This window comes from Thioalkalivibrio sp. HL-Eb18, from assembly GCF_000364985.1.
Taxonomy (GTDB): Bacteria; Pseudomonadota; Gammaproteobacteria; order Ectothiorhodospirales; family Ectothiorhodospiraceae; genus Thioalkalivibrio.
Genome location: NZ_KB822977.1, coordinates 1 through 16026, shown reverse-complemented (window position 1 = coordinate 16026; position 16026 = coordinate 1). Strand labels below are relative to the sequence as shown.

Here is a 16026-nt window from a genome sequence, read left to right as displayed (position 1 = left end):
CTTTCATGGCGTACTTTTTGCAACCCCAAAGGCCATTCTGTGAACCCGTTCACCCAGGGGAATGCGCCACCGCCATGACCGATGCGCTCGACAGCACCCGCGAGTTCCTCAGCGCCCACGCCCCGTTCGATCAGCTCGAACCCGACGCGCTGGAATTCCTGCTGCCGCGTCTGGAGAACCGCTTCTACGCGCGCGGGGCCCGTATCACCGATCCCGATGCCGGCCCGGCACGCCGCTTTCACATCATCCGCCAAGGCCGCATTCGTGGCGAGACCCCCAGCGAAGACGAGCAACTCTCGGGAAAGGCCTGGGAACTGATTCCCGGCGAGTGTTTCCCGATTGGCGCCCTGCTCGGTCGCCGCGCCGTCCATACGGTACACCGAGCCGCCGAAGATACGGTATGCCTGGAGCTGGACCTGGAGGATTTCGACCGGCTGCGTAGCCGCTCCCGCGTCTTCAATGACTTCTGCACGCGACGGCTGGCCAATCTGCTGGACCGCCTGCAACAGGGCCTGGACACCCTGTCCAGCCGTGACGGCGGCGCAGCCGGGCAGCTCAACACCCCGCTCGCACTGCGCATCGCCCGCAGCCCGGTGACCTGCCGCCCGGACACACACCTGCGCGAGGTGCTGACCACCATGCGCGACGAGCGCGTGGGCTCCGTGGTCGCGGTGGACGCCGAACAGCGTCCGGTGGGCATCTTCACCCTGCGGGACCTGCTGGCACGGGTCGCCCTGAAGGATGTCGGCCTCGACACCCCGCTGGACGCCGTGATGACGCCCGGCCCGGTCGCACTGGAGGAGAGTGCGCCGGGCTTCGAGGGCATCGAGGCGATGACCGAACACGGGATGACACACCTGTGCGTGGTGCGCGAGGGCCGCCTGGTCGGCGTGCTCGGCGAACGCGACCTGCTGACCAGCCAGCCCCTGACCCTGGACGGCCTGGTGCGCGAGATCCGCCGCGCCGACAGCGTGGCGGCCATTGCCGAACGGTTGCGCCAGGTCCCGCGCCTGATCGAGGCTGTGGTCGGCCAGGGGGCCGAGGCGGATCAGGTGTTGCGTCTGATCACGCGCCTGAACGAACACGCCACCCGCCGCGTGCTGGCCCTGCTGCGCCCGCAGTACGAAGCAATCGAAGGGATCGACTTCACCTGGCTGGCCTTCGGCTCCCAGGCGCGCGAGGAACAGGCCCTGGTCACCGACCAGGACAACGGCATCCTGTTCGACGCCGAGGCCGGCGATGCGGATGCGATCCGCGAGCGTCTGCTGCCCTACGCAAAAGCCGTGAACGAGGCGCTGGCCGAATGCGGCTTCATGCTGTGCCCCGGCAACATCATGGCGGGCAACCCGGAATGCTGCCTGAGCGGCCCGGAGTGGGATCGGCGCTTTACCCGCTGGATCGAGCAGGGCACCCCCGAGCATCTACTCAAAAGCACCATTTTCTTCGACCTGCGTGCGGTGGATGGCGACCACGGCCCGGTGGAGGCGCTGCGCACCCAACTGCTGCAAAAGACCGCCTACAACAGCCGCTTCCGCCGCCAGATGGCGGCCAACCAGCAGGCCTTCCGCCCGCCGCTGGGGCTGTTCGGCGAGATCAGGAGTGGCGCGCACGGCATCGACATCAAGAAACAGGGGCTGACCCCGTTCGTGGATGCGGCGCGCGTGATCGCCCTGGCCGCCGAGCTGCCGGCCACCCGCACCCACGAGCGTCTCGACCAGGCCGTTACCGCGGAGGTGATGCGCGAATCCGACGCGCGCGACTATCACGCCGCCCTGCGCTATCTGCAGATGCTGCGGCTGCGCGCGCAACAAAAGGCGCTGCGTGAAGGGCGCGACGACGACAACCGAATCCGGCCGGAGGAACTGGGCACCCTTGAGGGACGCATCCTCAAGGAGTCCTTCCGGCAGGCTCGCAAGCTGCAAGGCCAGCTTGAGGTGCAGTACCAGCTGTGACGAATCGCGTCGACGAGTCACGGCAAACAATAAAACTCATGAGAGGAGCTACGTCATGTCACAAGAAGACCTGAGCCGGCAGGCCTACTGGCGCGCGCATCTGCGCCTGTTGGCGATCTGCCTTGCCATCTGGTTTCTCGTGTCCTTCGGGCTGGGGATCATTCTGGCCGCACCGCTGAACGCGTTCTCGATCGGCGGGTATCCACTGGGCTTCTGGTTCGCTCAGCAGGGCGCGATCTACACCTTCATCATCCTGATCTTCGTTTATGCCTGGCGCATGAACGTCCTGGATCGCAAGTACAACGTCCACGAGGAGTAAGCCTGTCATGGATCAACAGACCCTAAGTCTTCTCGTGGTCGGGGCGACCTTCGCCCTGTACATCGGCATTGCCATCTGGGCGCGTGCCGGTTCGACCAGCGAGTTCTACGTCGCCGGGCGCGGCGTCAACCCAATCGCCAACGGGATGGCCACCGCTGCGGACTGGATGTCCGCCGCGTCGTTCATTTCCATGGCCGGCCTGATCGCGTTCCTCGGCTTTACCGGGGGCGCCTACCTGATGGGCTGGACCGGCGGCTACGTGCTGATGGCCCTGCTGCTGGCCCCGTACCTGCGCAAATTCGGCAAGTTCACGGTGCCGGAATTCATCGGGGATCGGTTCTACTCGAAGGTTGCACGCGTGGTGGCGGTCGTCTCGCTGCTGGCGATGTCCATCACCTACGTGATCGGACAGATGCGTGGCGTGGGGATCGCGTTCTCCAACATCCTCGAGGTACCGCTGGCCATTGGTCTGCTCTCGGGCATGGCGGTGGTGTTCATCTACGCGGTGCTCGGCGGGATGAAGGGCATCACCTACACCCAGATCGCGCAGTACGTGATCATGATCTTCGCTTACACGGTGCCCGCGGTCTTCATCTCGCTCACCCTCACCGGCCAGGTGTTCCCGCAGATCGGCCTGGGTTCCACCCTGCAGGGTCAGGACACCTACCTGCTGGAGGCCCTGGACCAGACGATGGTGGATCTTGGCTTCACCATGTACACGGCCACCGAGGGCGGCATGAGCATGCTCAACATGTTCCTGCTGACCATGGCGCTGATGATCGGTACCGCCGGTCTGCCGCACGTGATCATCCGGTTCTTTACCGTTCCGCGTGTGCGCGATGCGCGTAAGTCCGCCGGCTGGGCGCTGGTCTTCATCGGCATCCTCTACACCACCGCCCCGGCGGTCGGTGCGATGGCGATCTGGAACCTCGTCAACACCGTGCATCCGGGCGAAATCGGCACCGAGGAAGGCCACCTGGCCTACGAGGACAAGCCGGCCTGGATGGAGCGCTGGGAACAGACTGGTCTGCTCGCGTTCGAGGACAAGAACGAAGACGGCCGCATGCAGTACTACAACGAGGACAACGAAGAGTTCGCCGCGATGGCGGAAGAGGAATACGGCTGGGAAGGCTCCGAGATCGTAACCCTCGACCGCGACATCATGGTGCTGGCCAATCCCGAGATCGCCGGGCTTCCGGGCTGGGTGATCGCGCTGGTGGCGGCCGGTGGTATCGCGGCGGCCCTGTCGACTGCGGCCGGTCTGTTGCTGGCCATCTCGTCGGCCATCTCGCATGACTTGCTGAAGGGGGTCTTCATGCCTCGAATCAGCGAGAAAAACGAGCTGCTGGCGGGACGGATCGCCATGGCAGGTGCAATCCTGTTCGCGGGATATCTGGGGCTCAATCCACCAGGCTTTGCGGCCGAGGTGGTCGCACTCGCCTTCGGTCTTGCCGCGGCCTCGCTGTTCCCGACCCTGATGATGGGCATCTTCATGAAGAAGATGAACAAGGAAGGCGCGATCGCCGGCATGCTGGTCGGTCTGGTGACCACCCTGCTCTACATCTTTACCTACAAGGGGTGGTTCTTCTTCTCCGGCACCGCCATGCTCCCGGATACCGAGGAGTACTGGCTGTTCGGCGTGAACCCGACCGGCTTCGGCGCCATTGGCGCGGTGTTCAACTTCGTCGCGGCCTACATCGTGATGAAGCTGACCAAGGAGCCGCCGCAGCATATCCAGGAGCTGGTGGAAAGCGTGCGTGTTCCGCGCACCGACAACCCGAGCTGATGCCGTGCCCGGTCATGCCGCCGGCATGACCGGGCCTGTCGGCCCACCATGAATGGACATGCATGACGCTCATGCAACGAAGGGAAGCAAACGCTTCCCTGGGGTCGGCCCGGCACATGCCGGGTCGGCCTTTTTTCCTTCGGGACAATTCTCCAGTACCCGGAAGGGGCGCTGGAGAATTGCTCTGACCCCACCCACCACCCACGCCGCGAACGAAGGTTGCCCGGTACACAGATGAACGGTGAACTGGAAGAGATTCGCGAGTTCCTGGAACGCTGCCCGGAACTCGCGCGCCTGCCCGCCGAGACGCGCACGGGCCTTGTTCGCCGTCTGACCCTGCGCTACCTGCGCGAGGACAGCCCGTTCCCGCCCGCCGATGCGCCCCCCGGCGAGCTGTGGATCGTGCGCACCGGGGCCGCCGAACTGTACGACGCCCGGGACCAGCTTCAGGACCGTCTGGGCGAAGGCGACCTGCTCAACACCACTCACGCCAGCAACCTGCACGGCCGTATCACCGAGGATGCCCTGATCTACCAGCTGGAGGCCGACCGTGCCCGCGACCTCGCCGGCCGGGACGAGGCCTTCCGCGAATTTGTCGATCTCGACACCGACCGCTTGCGGGCACCAGCGGCGGCCTCGCCCGCGGGCGAGCGCAGCCTGCTGACTACCCCCGTGCGCGCCCTGATGACACCGCGCCCGATCATGTCGCCGACCAGCCTCACCCTGCGCGAGGCGGCCCAGCGCATGACCGAGGCGGACATCTCCGCCCTGCTGCTGCACGCGCCCGGCCAGGAAGACATCCCGGTGGGCATCCTGACCGACACCGACCTTCGCCATGCCCTGGCCGCAGGCACCGACCCCGAATGCAGCGTGGCCGAATGCATGGCGCAGCCGGTCGCCTCGGTCAGCCGCGACACTCCAGCCTTCGATGCCCTGCTGCGCATGGCGCGGCGGGACATCCATCACCTGCCGGTCACCGATGGCGAGAACGGCCCGCTGGTCGGCATTCTCTCCAGCACCGACCTGATCCGCCATCAGGGCACCAGCGCGGTCTACCTGGTACGCGACCTGCGCCGCGCCGACAGCCTCGACGCCCTGCGCGACGTGATGCGTGCCCTGCCCAGCCTGCAGGTACAACTGGTCGAGGCCGGGGCCGATGCGACCCAGACTGGCCAGACCATCACCACGGTAATCGACACCCTCACGCAGTGCCTGATCGAACAGGCAGAAGCGAAGCTCGGTCCCGCGCCGGCCGCCTACGCCTGGCTGGCAAGCGGCAGTCAGGGGCGGCACGAACAGATGGTGCATACCGACCAGGACACGGCACTGGTCTACGACGATGCGGCACCCCCCGATGCCGACGCCTGGTTCCAGCGCCTGGCCGACGAGGTCGGGGAAGGCCTGGCGGCCTGCGGCATCCGCCGCTGCCCGGGCGATGTCGACCCGAGCCAGCCCCACTGGCGGCGCTCGACCCGCGACTGGGAGCGCGAGATTCGGCGGGTGTTGAGCCATCCGTCACCGCGCGATGCGATGCTCGCCACCCATTACCTCGATCTGCGCGTGATCCACGGCCCGACCCGCCTGTTCGAACCCGTACGCCACGCAGCCCTGGAACAGGGCTATCGCAGCGAGGCGGTATTGCGCACGCTCGCCGACCAGGCGCGGGAACTGCGCCCGCCGCTGGGATTCTTTCGCCAGTTCGTACTCGAACGCGGGGGCGAACACGCCGACACCCTGGACCTGAAGATGCGCGGCCTGATGCCGATCGTCGCGCTAGCCCGGGTGTTTGCCCTGCGCGCCGGGTCGGACGCCCGCAGCACGCTCGAGCGGCTGCGGGCCGCCCGCCACGCGGGTGTTCTGTCGGAGGGCACAGGCGCCGACCTGATCGACGCCTGGCAGTTCATCGCCACGCTGCGCACGCGCCTGCAGGCCGAGCAGATCCGGCGCGGGTCCGCCCCCGACAACGCCCTGTCCCCGAACGAGCTGTCCGGGCTGGAGCGCAGCCACCTGAAGAACGCATTTCGCCTGGTGGCCCATGCGCAGAAGGCCGCCCTGGCCCAGGCCGAGCAGGTACACGGGTGACCCGTCCCGTGAATTGCATGTACCCGTCCGAGGCTTCCTGATGCCCTGCCCACGGCCGGAGGACACGCCCTGGGTGCACCCCATCGGGCACTGGCGTTTCTGCCACCGCCGCCAGCGGGCGGCGCAACACGCCCCGACAGGGGCCCTGCGGGCCTGCCTGGGGTCACCCCTGCCCTCCGCTCGGCAAGCGGTGGCGGACTGCCGCTTTCTCGCAGTGGATCTCGAAACCACGGGGCTCGACCCGGAGCATGATGCGATCCTGAGCATCGGCTGGGTGGCGATGGACGGTGTACGCATCGACCTGTCGACCGCCGATCAGCGGCTAGTACGCGCGGATTGCCCGGTGCCGGAACAAAGCGCGGTCATCCACCGCATCACCGACCGCGAGGCGGCCGGCGGGACCACCGTGGACAGCGCCCTCGATGCCCTGTTCGAGGCGCTTCAGGGGCGTGTCCTGGTCGCCCATCACGCCGCACTGGAGCTCGGCTTTCTGGAGGAGGCGTGCCATCGCCTGTACGGCGTGCGCCCCCCGCTCCCGGTGGTCGATACCCTGCGCCTGGCGGAGCGCCAGTTGCGGCGGGCGGGGCGCCCGATCCCGGCGGATGGCATGCGCCTTCACACCCTGCGCGGACGCTACAATCTGCCGCAATACCGCGCACACGACGCGCTGTTCGACGCCCTGGCCGCCGGCGAGCTGTTCGCCGCCCTGGTCAGCCAGCTTTCTCCGGAGGCACAAGTCCCGCTGGAGCGCGTGCTGTTCCGGCCTGGGTGGCTCTGGTAGCACGGATCCCGGCGGTCGACATGCTATCCTCAGCTCCCAAAATGCCCACGAATTGATCACGATTCCCGAACTGAATCACGGAGGCCCTGATGAGCGACACCATCGAGTCCACGCTGCACGAGACCCGTCACTTCGCGCCGCCGGCGGAGTTCACGAAGAACGCCCGTCTGAAGCCCGAAGATCTCGAGGCCCTGCACAAGAAGGCCGACGCCGACTACGAGGGTTTCTGGTGTGACCTCGCGCGCGAGAAGATCGACTGGCAGACCGAGTTCACCGAGGGCCTCGACAGCTCGAACGCACCACACTACCGCTGGTTCGCCGACGGGCGCATGAACGTCTCCTACAACTGCATCGACCGTCATCTTGAAGTGCGCGGCAACAAGACCGCGATCATCTTCGAGGCGGAAAATGGCGAGACCCGCAACCTGACCTACCGCGACCTCTACAACGAGGTCGGGAAGCTCGCCAATGCGCTCAAGACCATGGGTGTGGAAAAGGGCGACCGGGTGATCATCTACATGCCGATGAACGCCGAGGCCGTGATCGCCATGCAGGCCTGCGCCCGCATCGGCGCGATCCACTCGGTGGTCTTCGGGGGATTCTCCGCCGATGCCCTGCGTGACCGCATCGTCGACTCCGGCGCCAAGCTGGTCATCACGGCGGATGGTGGCGTGCGCGGCGGCAAGACCGTAGCCCTCAAGGCCAATGTCGACAAGGCGCTGGACTCCAATCCGGCCGACGTCGAGAAGGTCATCGTCTGCAAGCGCGCCGGCAACGACGTGACCATGAAGGACGAACGCGACATCTGGTGGGACGACGCCGTGGATGGCGAGTCGGTCGACTGCGAACCGGAATGGGTCGAGTCCGAGCACCCCCTTTTCCTGCTCTATACCTCCGGGTCCACCGGCAAGCCGAAGGGCATCCAGCACTCCAGCGCCGGTTACCTGCTGGGCGCGATTATCACCAACCAGTGGGTGTTCGACCTGCAGGGCGACGACGTCTACTGGTGCACCGCCGATGTCGGCTGGATCACCGGCCATACCTACGTCGCCTACGGCCCGTTGGCGGTCGGCGCGACGCAGGTCGTCTACGAGGGCGTGCCGACGGTGCCCGATGCCGGCCGCTGGTGGAAGATGTGCCAGGACCACGGCGTGACCGTGTTCTACACCGCCCCGACCGCGATCCGCGCGCTGATGAAGGCCGGTGATGACTTCCCCGCCCAGTACGACCTGTCGAAGTTGCGGCTGCTGGGCACGGTCGGCGAGCCGATCAACCCCGAGGCCTGGATGTGGTACTACCGCGTGATCGGCGGTGAACGCTGCCCGGTGGTCGACACCTGGTGGCAGACCGAGACCGGCGCCAACATGATCGCCCCGATCCCCGGTGCCACCACCCTGGTGCCCGGGTCCTGCACCCAGGCCCTGCCCGGCATCGACGCCGACGTGGTGGACGAGAACGGCAACAGCCTGCCCGCCGATCAGGGCGGATACCTGGTCATCAAGAAGCCGTGGCCGTCGATGCTGCGCACCGTGTGGGGCGACGATCAGCGCTACAAGGACACCTACTGGCCCAAGTTCGACGGCAAGTACTACCTGGCCGGCGACTCCGCGCGCCGCGATTCCGAAGGCAACTTCTGGATCATGGGCCGCATCGACGACGTGCTGAACGTCTCCGGCCATCGTCTGGGCACCATGGAGGTCGAATCGGCCCTGGTCGCACATGCCGAGGTGGCCGAGGCCGCCGTGGTCGGGCGCCCGCACGACGTGAAGGGCGAGGCCATCGTGGCCTTCGTGATTCTGAAGGGCGACCGCCTGACCGGCGACGAGGCCGACGCGATGATCAAGGACCTGCGCAACTGGGTGGCCGATCAGATCGGCCCGATCGCCAAGCCGGACGACATCCGCTTTGCCGACGGCCTGCCCAAGACCCGCTCCGGCAAGATCATGCGCCGGCTGCTGCGCTCCATCGCCAAGGGCGAGGAGATCACCTCGGACACCTCGACGCTGGAAAACGAGGCCGTGATCCCGCAGCTCCAGGGCAAGGCCTGAGTCACGGGCCGGGGCCTACCGCCCCGGCCCTGCTTTGATCTTCCTGCAGGAGGCCAGCCCTGGCCGATCAGCCCTTTCCGGCGCCCGATCGGCCAGAGGGCTGGCCTCCTGCCTTTCGTGCCTTGGCGGAGATACGCATTCCGGGCACCATATCCGTTCCACCCGGGGCACCCAAGGTATGACGACACACCACTCCGACCACCCCCAAAACCCGCGCCTGCGCGTGCTGCTCGGCGAGGTCACGGCCATGGGCCCGGGCAAGGCCATGCTGCTGGAGGCCATCCGCGAGAAGGGCTCCATCTCCGCCGCGGCACGCAGTGTCGGCATGTCCTATCGGCGCGCCTGGGATCTGGTCGAGACGATGAACCAGAGCTTCCGCGAGCCCATGGTCGAGACCGCCAAGGGCGGCTCAGGTGGTGGCGGTGCACAGGTCACGGAGTTCGGCGAGCGGGTACTGGCGCGTTACCGGGAGATGGAAGCCCGCGCGACGGCGGCCATCCGCGCGGAGCTGGACGACTTCAGCGAATTCCTGGCCGACTCGGCACGCCCGGACTAATACTCTTCCGCCACCAATCCTTCGGCCAGCAGCACGGCAAAATGCTCGGCGGATAGCGGCCGGCTGGCCAGATAGCCCTGGTAGTGATCGCAGCCCAGCTCGCGCAGCGCGCCGAGCTGCTCGCGGGTCTCGACCCCCTCGGCCAGCACGCTCAGGCCCAGCCCGTGTCCCAGCGCCACGATCGCCCGCGCAATCGAGCGATCATCGGCATCGTGCGCACCCGCCGCCAGGCCGTCCACGAAACTCTTGTCGACCTTCAGCGTATCGACCGGGAAGCGCTTGAGCTGAGCCATGGACGAATACCCAGTCCCAAAATCGTCGACCGCGAAGCTCACGCCCCGCTCGCGCAGGCGCTGGAGGATACGCCGGGCGCGCTCGGGGTCAGACATCAGCGCCGACTCGGTAATCTCCAGTTCCAGATACCGGGCCGGATAACCATGCCCCTCCAGCAGATCGGCCACCTGCTGGTCGATTGCCACCCGCTGGAACTGGAGTGCCGAGACATTCACCGCCAGGCGCACGGCCGGATAGCCAGCATCGCGCCAGGCCTGCCCCTGCGCCAGCACGCGCCGCAGCACCCAGTCGCCCAGTTCCACGATCAGGCCGGTCTGCTCCGCCACCGGGATGAAGCGCCCGGGGGATACTGGCCCAAGATCGGGATCGGTCCAGCGCAGCAGGGCCTCGGCGCCGATCAGCACACCATCACTGACGCGATACTGCGGCTGGTAGTGCACCTCGAGGCTGTCCTGTTCCATCGCACGGCGCAGCCGCGCATTCAGGTCGATGCGTTCGCGGGCCGCCTCGGTGAACGCATCCGAGTAGTAGCGATAGCCACCACGCCCGTCCTCCTTGGCACGCGACAGCGCGGTACCGGCCTGCTGCAACAACGTCTCGGCATCCGCCCCGTGGTCCGGGAACACGGCGATGCCAATCGTCGCCGCAATCTCAAATTCGACGCCGTCGCCGAGATCGACCGGGCGTCCCACTTCGCGAAGGATGTCCTCGGCGACCAGCGCGGCATCGTCCACATGCGCCAGATTGTCCGCCAGCACGGCAAACTCGTCGCTGGCCAGGCGGGCGACCGTGTCGGTACCCCGCTGCCCCGCCTGGAGGCGGTCGGCGACGATCTTCAGCAGGCGATCACCCGCGGCATGCCCTCTCGAGTCGTTGATGTCCTTGAAACGGTCGACGTCGATGATCAGGATCGCCAGCAAACCATTACGTCGCCGCATCAGCGCGATCGCCTGCGCCAGTCGGGCCCGCAGCAACCGGCGGTTGGGCAGCTCGGTCAGGGGGTCATGGTGCGCGAGAAAGTCGAGCTCGGCCTCCGAGGCCTTGAGACGGGAGATATCCGCGAACACGGAGACATAGTGGGTCAGGCGACCCTGGTCATCGCGCACTGCCGTGATGCTTTGCAGTTCGGGAAAAATCTCGCCGGTCTTGCGCCGGTTCCAGATCTCGCCCTGCCAGTGCCCTTCCGTCTCGAGCTGACGCCGCATGTTGGCGTAGAAGGCCTGGTCATGGCGCCCGGACTGGAACATCTTGGGCGTGCGCCCCACGACCTCGTCCTGGGTATATCCCATCAACTCGGTGAATGCACGATTGACCGACAGGATGTGGGCGGTGGCGTCGGTAATCACCACACCCTCGCGGGTGTTCTCGAACACCACCGACGCCAGCCGCCGGCGCTCCTCCTGCTCCCGGCGTTCGGTGATGTCCTCAATGGTAGCCACTACGCGATCGATGGCGCCATCGGCCGTGCGCGTGCATTTCACATCGATGTCCGCGACGAGCACCCGGCCATCCCGTCTCAGTAGCCGCTTCTCGATGCTGTACCCGTCGCGCGAGCCGGCCTGCATGGCCGCATCGAGCGGCGCTTCGCAGCTGCGATCCTCGGGTACGGTCAGACGATCCCAATCGGTCCGGACCAGTTCTTCCGGCGAGTAGCCGAGCATCTGTGCCAGGAACGGATTGACCCGCTCCCAGCCCCTGCCGCCCGGATACGAGATCGCCATACCCAGAAACGGCATGTCGAAGTACAGCCGCAGCAGACGGTCCTGCTCGGCATGCGAATGCATCAGTACCAGATGTTGGCGCAGCCACTGCTGGCGCCAGAGCAGGCCACCGGCCGCCAGCATGATCAACCAGACAAACAGCGTGGCGGCCCCCATCCAGAGCGCCTGCTGGCGGGGTGCGATCGCCAGGGACGCAACATTGCGCTTGAGGATCAGGTCCCATCCCGGTGCCGACAGCGGCTGGACGCCCGCCAGAAACCCCCCATCGGCATCATCGAACAGCGCTACGCTAACACCCTCTCGTTCACGGTCGAGAATCTCGTGGCGCAGGCGCGCGAAGGCCTCCGGCGGGTCGATGATATGTCCGCCCTGTGCCTCGATTCGTGCAATCGTGGCCCAGCGTGTGTCGTCCCGGGCCACCACATGGGGATCGACCGTCCCCGCCTCCTCGCCAACGGTCAGCAGCGCACGCAACGTCTCGATGCCGGAGGACAGCACAACCACGGCGACTGACTCGCCGTCCGGATCGACTCGGTCCGCTACCGGGACCGCCCAGCTAATCCGCACCTCGCCCCGGGCATTCGCATGCAGGTAGGGGGCGCTCACTTCACCGCTGACCAGGGCTTCCGTGACCGCCTTGTCCACCGCGACATCGTCCAGCGAGTTATGCCCCACCTCCACAATGGGCCGCCAGTCCCGGTCGATCAGCGAAATGGCGTCGTAATCGTAACGCTCATGCATCAACTCCAGGCGATGACGTACCTGTTCCAGCGCCAGCGGCGACTGCACCAAGACCGCGGTTCGCGCAAAGACGGAGAAGTCCCGCGCCTGGGCGAGCACCATCGCATCGCCCTCGCGCTCCGCCAGCCAGCGGTCCAGCAGGGCACCCTTGAGAAAGGCAGATCGGCGCAGATCCTCACGCGCCTGATCCTTCGCGGAGGTCGCCTGGATCTGCCAGGTACCAAACGCCATACCGGTGGTGGACAGGGCCACAGCGAGGGCCAGCACCGTCCAGCCACCCGCTCCAAAACGCTTTGGGCCAAAACGCTTCGGGATGGAGGACATCAACGATGGCGCTCGGTCGCCATCCAGTTGCCCGACTGCGCTCCAGCGCATCGCCAGATAAAGGGCCAAAGCCGATACAGTGATGAATCCGAGGCCCTTGCCGAGATTGGCCAGGGTCAGCGCATCGCCGATCTCGGTGCCCAGCCACCAGGCAACGGCAACATCGGACAGGGTGACCCACAGCACTCCCAGTAGCAGAAAGGCTCCGGCAATCCACTCGGGGGCCCGCGATCGCCGGGTTTGTGCCAACGCTTTCAAGGAATGATTCGCCTCTCTCGGGTGACACTGAACGGATTGACCGCCAGTGATTGGTAGCGTCCGCAGCAGAAGAATGTTGAGATCGGTGACGGGTGGCCCGCCGGCGATGGATTCCGCAGCATCCAGTGGAACCCTCTCGAACCGGGGGCTGTCTCCACCAACAGGAGCCGCGCGGCCGCAGCAGTATGCCGGAATCCACAGAATCGCGGTTTGACGCAGATCAATTGAGTACCCGCCAGCCCGACGGGCCGATCGGGCCACCAGTCATCCACCTGACGACAAGGAGCACGACATGGAGGCCACACTGAAGGACGGGATCCTGACCCTGAAGATCGACAAGAAGACCGCCGAGAGCATCGCGGAGAACATCACCGAGCTCGAGGGCGAGATCAGCAACGGTGCCCGCGCACTCGGCTCCGTACTGCAACAGGGTGTCTACGAGCTGGAGAACGAATTTCGCCAGCCGCCGCACGCCTTCGACGAGCACGCGCCCAAGCAGCCATCGATCGAGGACTGACACGAGCCCGCTCGTATACACACGGAACCCGCAAGGAGGACGTTATGCATCTGGAAAAGGCCGAAAACGGCGAACTGGTGATCACGATGCCGGAGGCGGAGGCCTCCGATGCCCTGGCCACACTGAAAAAGCGCGCCGATGAACTGGACGAGTGCGAGGAACTGGCCGAGGCCCTGGAAGAGGCCGGAATCCAGCTGCCCGCGCAGCCCGACCACATCCGGCACGAATACATGCCCCCGGCGGATTAATGATCCGTTCTGCCACCCGGCCCGCTCCCGGGCCGGGTATTCCTGTCAGGCGTTGACGCGCTCCACGGCCCCGCGGGGGTCATCGCACACTTCGAGGATGGTCAAGAACCCACTGATCTCGAACACCTCGCGGATCGGATCGCCGATCTCGCACAGCACCAGCCGCCCGCCGTTCTGCTTGACCTTCTTCGCGGTCATCAGCATCACGCGCAGCCCCGCGCTGGAGATATAGTCGACGTCACCAAAGCGGATCACCAACGACGGATGCTCCTCCATCCGCTGGAACAGGTGGGCCTCGAATTCCGGCGAGGTGTTGCTGTCCAGACGCCCGGCCGGACTGACGACCAGCACGCCGTCGATCGTCTCTTCGTTGACTTGCATCGGTTCGCTTTGCCTGTGTTGTGTTGAATGGATCTCTCGCCCCGCAAATCGCCCCGCAGCAATCGGATCAGACCGGCTGCTTTCGCAGGGTCAGGCGATTGACGCCATCGGCGGATCGGTAGTCGATCTCGTCCATCAGCGTCTTCATGAAATGAATCCCCAGGCCTCCGACCTGGCGCGAATCAATATCGCCGTCAAGCTGGGCCTCGGGGGCATCAGTCAGCGGATTGAAGGCCTGGCCATCGTCGGTGACCGTGATCGTCAACCCGTCATCCGCCTTGCGCAGGTCCACCTCGATGGTGTGGTCCGCGCCGTCATCGAAGGCGTAGGTGATCAGATTGGTCAGCCACTCGTCCAGTACCAGATTGATCGGGTAGACCGAGGACATCGAGACACCCGCTTCCTCGCAGAAGGCCTCCACCTGCTCGGCCAGGCGCGGGATTTCCCGCAGTTCAGTCTGGATCCGAAAAGCCCGCTGCATCATGCACTCCCTGCTGGCGCTCGGCGAGCGAACGCCCGTCGAGTCAAAAGGTATTCGCGACGCTGGCAACCCCCGGCGCGCGCGAGCGCACCAGGCGCTCGACCACGTTCTTCAGATCCAGGGTCGAACGCGGACAACCCACGCAAGCCCCCTTCAGGCGGACCCGCACGGTGCGCCCGTCGAGCTCCACGAATTCGATATCGCCCCCGTCCTGCATCAGGATGCGCCGGGCTTCCTCGATGGCGGCACGCACCGCGTCCTCGTCAATCGGACCATCCGCCGGGACATCGGCCGCCTCGCGCTCGGCGAAGGTCTGCGCCCGGTCCAGGCGCAGCGCCAGTTCCGGATCGAGTTCCTCGATCGCGTCCAGTTCGTCCTCGCTGTACACGTGATCCGGGTCGTCGCTCAGCAGATGCGAGACATCCACCATCACCTGTGCCTTGTCGGGTCCCGCCATCGTCGGCCCTCCGCCTGATCGCATTTCCGCCAGTATAGCAACGGCCCGTTCCCGACCGGCCCGAAGCCGCACGCGCCAACCGGATTCCGGTGGCGCGACCGGCGGCCAGCGCAGGCGGATTCGCAGCCGGCGCAGGTCATCAGGATCCATACGCGCGGCATGCAACCAGAGCCGCCACAGCCGTTCGCCGTCTCGTTCGCGCAGCACCAGCAGGACCGTCCCGGCCAGGACCCGGCTGTCGGGCAACAACTCGACCCAGGTGACCTGCTCCTGACGCAAGCCTTCGCGGGTCGCGACCCAGGTATCCCCCTCCGGCGTCTGCCCCAGCCAGGCCCAGTCCGGGGTCTGATGACGCCGCTGCCACCACCAGCCGATGACCGTCAGGCCCCAGACCGGCAGCAGCATCCACAACAGGCTGTAGACCAGCACAAAGCCGGAAACGGCCACGACCAGCAGGATCTGCCCGGCCAGCGCAAGCCGCGGCAAAACGGGGTCAGGGTGCAGGCGCAGCCTGAGCGGCGGCGCGGATCGCCGGGACAAGCCGGGCTATCCCGTTATCCACCGTGGTTTGGCGCCCCATGACCACGTCCAGCAGCACGTTGTCGGGGTAGTCGAGCAGGCGCTCGAAGGCATCGCGACCCTCCTGGTCCAGTTGCGCATATCCCTGCGCGAGAAACTGCCCGAGCAGCCAGTCATTCTCCAGCATGCCGCGGCGGCAGCGCCAGCGGGTTCGGCTGTCGGGTTCCATCACCCAAAAACCCCGCCAGCCCCCCTGTAGATACCGTCTTGCCCTACGGGGTGCAAGGGGTTTCATGGCGGGCTTGATACGGGGTTTGGGATTTGAGCACACCGAAGGCGATGTGCAGGAGTTTGCGCATAGCCGCCCCGATCGCCGACATCTTGGCCTTGCCGCGTGTCAGCAGACGTTGATGCTGGTGTCGCACGTCCGGGTTGTACCGGGTCGCCACCACCGCCGCCATGTAGAGCGCCTTGCGCAGTCGGCTGGAACCGATCTTCGCCAACCGCGAGGGCCGCCGGACCGTGGTCCCCGATTCTTCCAGGACCGGTGCCAGCCCATGG

At 66.2% G+C, this 16026-nt stretch carries 15 protein-coding genes; 9 read left to right on the top strand and 6 right to left on the bottom strand.

Going from position 1 to position 16026, the window contains the following annotated elements; translation table 11 throughout:
• Window positions 1-74: 74 nt before the first annotated feature.
• The 7 genes from F813_RS0112080 to F813_RS0112050 all read left to right on the top strand — a co-directional run bounded on the left by F813_RS0112080 (window position 75) and on the right by F813_RS0112050 (window position 9524).
• A complete protein-coding gene (locus tag F813_RS0112080) occupies window positions 75-1952 on the top strand; it encodes a DUF294 nucleotidyltransferase-like domain-containing protein (protein ID WP_012983229.1) in 1878 nt (625 codons plus the stop codon).
• Window positions 1953-2007: 55 nt separating this feature from the next.
• Window positions 2008-2271, top strand: coding sequence for a DUF4212 domain-containing protein (locus tag F813_RS0112075; protein WP_012983230.1), 264 nt, complete (start codon window positions 2008-2010; stop codon window positions 2269-2271).
• 7 nt (window positions 2272-2278) lie between these two features.
• The gene (locus F813_RS0112070; RefSeq protein ID WP_017926770.1) at window positions 2279-4057 is read left to right on the top strand and encodes a sodium:solute symporter family protein; all 1779 of its coding nucleotides are present in this window, start codon (window positions 2279-2281) and stop codon (window positions 4055-4057) included.
• 234 nt (window positions 4058-4291) lie between these two features.
• On the top strand, window positions 4292-6139 hold the full coding sequence (locus tag F813_RS0112065; protein ID WP_017926769.1) for a putative nucleotidyltransferase substrate binding domain-containing protein: 1848 nt from the start codon (window positions 4292-4294) through the stop codon (window positions 6137-6139).
• 40 nt (window positions 6140-6179) lie between these two features.
• The gene (locus F813_RS0112060) at window positions 6180-6920 is read left to right on the top strand and encodes an exonuclease domain-containing protein (RefSeq protein WP_081601316.1); all 741 of its coding nucleotides are present in this window, start codon (window positions 6180-6182) and stop codon (window positions 6918-6920) included.
• Between the two features lie 89 nt (window positions 6921-7009).
• A complete protein-coding gene (gene acs, locus F813_RS0112055; RefSeq protein ID WP_017926767.1) occupies window positions 7010-8968 on the top strand; it encodes an acetate--CoA ligase in 1959 nt (652 codons plus the stop codon).
• 178 nt (window positions 8969-9146) lie between these two features.
• On the top strand, window positions 9147-9524 hold the full coding sequence (locus F813_RS0112050) for a winged helix-turn-helix domain-containing protein (protein ID WP_017926766.1): 378 nt from the start codon (window positions 9147-9149) through the stop codon (window positions 9522-9524).
• On the opposite strand, the gene F813_RS0112045 is transcribed toward F813_RS0112050, so the two are convergent.
• Window positions 9521-12790, bottom strand: a complete 3270-nt coding sequence (locus F813_RS0112045) for an EAL domain-containing protein (protein ID WP_017926765.1) — start codon at window positions 12788-12790, stop codon at window positions 9521-9523. The two genes, F813_RS0112050 and F813_RS0112045, sit on opposite strands and share 4 nt — an antisense overlap.
• Window positions 12791-13154: 364 nt before the next feature.
• Between F813_RS0112045 and F813_RS0112040 the strand changes: the two genes are divergently transcribed.
• Together F813_RS0112040 and F813_RS0112035 are read left to right on the top strand one after the other, a co-directional pair.
• Window positions 13155-13379: a hypothetical protein gene (locus F813_RS0112040; protein ID WP_012983237.1), complete on the top strand. Its 225-nt coding sequence runs from the start codon at window positions 13155-13157 to the stop codon at window positions 13377-13379.
• Between the two features lie 44 nt (window positions 13380-13423).
• Window positions 13424-13627, top strand: coding sequence for a hypothetical protein (locus F813_RS0112035; protein WP_012983238.1), 204 nt, complete (start codon window positions 13424-13426; stop codon window positions 13625-13627).
• Window positions 13628-13672: 45 nt separating this feature from the next.
• Here the strand turns inward: F813_RS0112035 and F813_RS0112030 are convergent, their stop codons facing one another.
• The 5 genes from F813_RS0112030 to F813_RS13710 form a co-directional block, all read right to left on the bottom strand.
• Window positions 13673-14008 carry an STAS domain-containing protein gene (locus tag F813_RS0112030; RefSeq protein ID WP_012983239.1) on the bottom strand — a complete coding sequence of 112 codons (336 nt, stop codon included), beginning with the start codon at window positions 14006-14008 and terminating at the stop codon, window positions 13673-13675.
• 67 nt (window positions 14009-14075) lie between these two features.
• Window positions 14076-14489 (bottom strand): ATP-binding protein, encoded by a 414-nt coding sequence (locus tag F813_RS0112025; RefSeq protein WP_017926764.1) that lies wholly within the window; start codon window positions 14487-14489, stop codon window positions 14076-14078.
• A gap of 43 nt (window positions 14490-14532) precedes the next feature.
• Window positions 14533-15486: a NifU family protein gene (locus F813_RS0112020; RefSeq protein WP_026148277.1), complete on the bottom strand. Its 954-nt coding sequence runs from the start codon at window positions 15484-15486 to the stop codon at window positions 14533-14535.
• Complete coding sequence (locus tag F813_RS0112015; RefSeq protein ID WP_017926762.1) at window positions 15440-15694, bottom strand: succinate dehydrogenase assembly factor 2; 255 nt, start codon at window positions 15692-15694, stop codon at window positions 15440-15442. The genes F813_RS0112020 and F813_RS0112015 overlap by 47 nt, the downstream gene beginning before the upstream one ends.
• Window positions 15695-15737: 43 nt before the next feature.
• Window positions 15738-16026 (bottom strand): transposase (locus F813_RS13710; protein ID WP_155995136.1); only part of this gene is annotated, 289 nt, incomplete at its 5' end.

Bases quoted from the DNA above. Each gene is read 5' to 3' on its own strand.
- F813_RS0112065 (WP_017926769.1), top strand. From the start codon at position 4,292: ATGAACGGTGAACTGGAAGAGATTCGCGAGTTCCTGGAACGCTGCCCG.
- F813_RS0112050 (WP_017926766.1), top strand. From the start codon at position 9,147: ATGACGACACACCACTCCGACCACCCCCAAAACCCGCGCCTGCGCGTG.
- F813_RS0112070 (WP_017926770.1), top strand. From the start codon at position 2,279: ATGGATCAACAGACCCTAAGTCTTCTCGTGGTCGGGGCGACCTTCGCC.
- F813_RS0112060 (WP_081601316.1), top strand. From the start codon at position 6,180: ATGCCCTGCCCACGGCCGGAGGACACGCCCTGGGTGCACCCCATCGGG.
- F813_RS0112080 (WP_012983229.1), top strand. From the start codon at position 75: ATGACCGATGCGCTCGACAGCACCCGCGAGTTCCTCAGCGCCCACGCC.
- F813_RS0112035 (WP_012983238.1), top strand. From the start codon at position 13,424: ATGCATCTGGAAAAGGCCGAAAACGGCGAACTGGTGATCACGATGCCG.
- F813_RS0112075 (WP_012983230.1), top strand. From the start codon at position 2,008: ATGTCACAAGAAGACCTGAGCCGGCAGGCCTACTGGCGCGCGCATCTG.
- F813_RS0112040 (WP_012983237.1), top strand. From the start codon at position 13,155: ATGGAGGCCACACTGAAGGACGGGATCCTGACCCTGAAGATCGACAAG.
- acs (WP_017926767.1), top strand. From the start codon at position 7,010: ATGAGCGACACCATCGAGTCCACGCTGCACGAGACCCGTCACTTCGCG.
- F813_RS0112015 (WP_017926762.1), bottom strand. From the start codon at position 15,694: ATGGAACCCGACAGCCGAACCCGCTGGCGCTGCCGCCGCGGCATGCTG.
- F813_RS0112030 (WP_012983239.1), bottom strand. From the start codon at position 14,008: ATGCAAGTCAACGAAGAGACGATCGACGGCGTGCTGGTCGTCAGTCCG.
- F813_RS0112025 (WP_017926764.1), bottom strand. From the start codon at position 14,489: ATGCAGCGGGCTTTTCGGATCCAGACTGAACTGCGGGAAATCCCGCGC.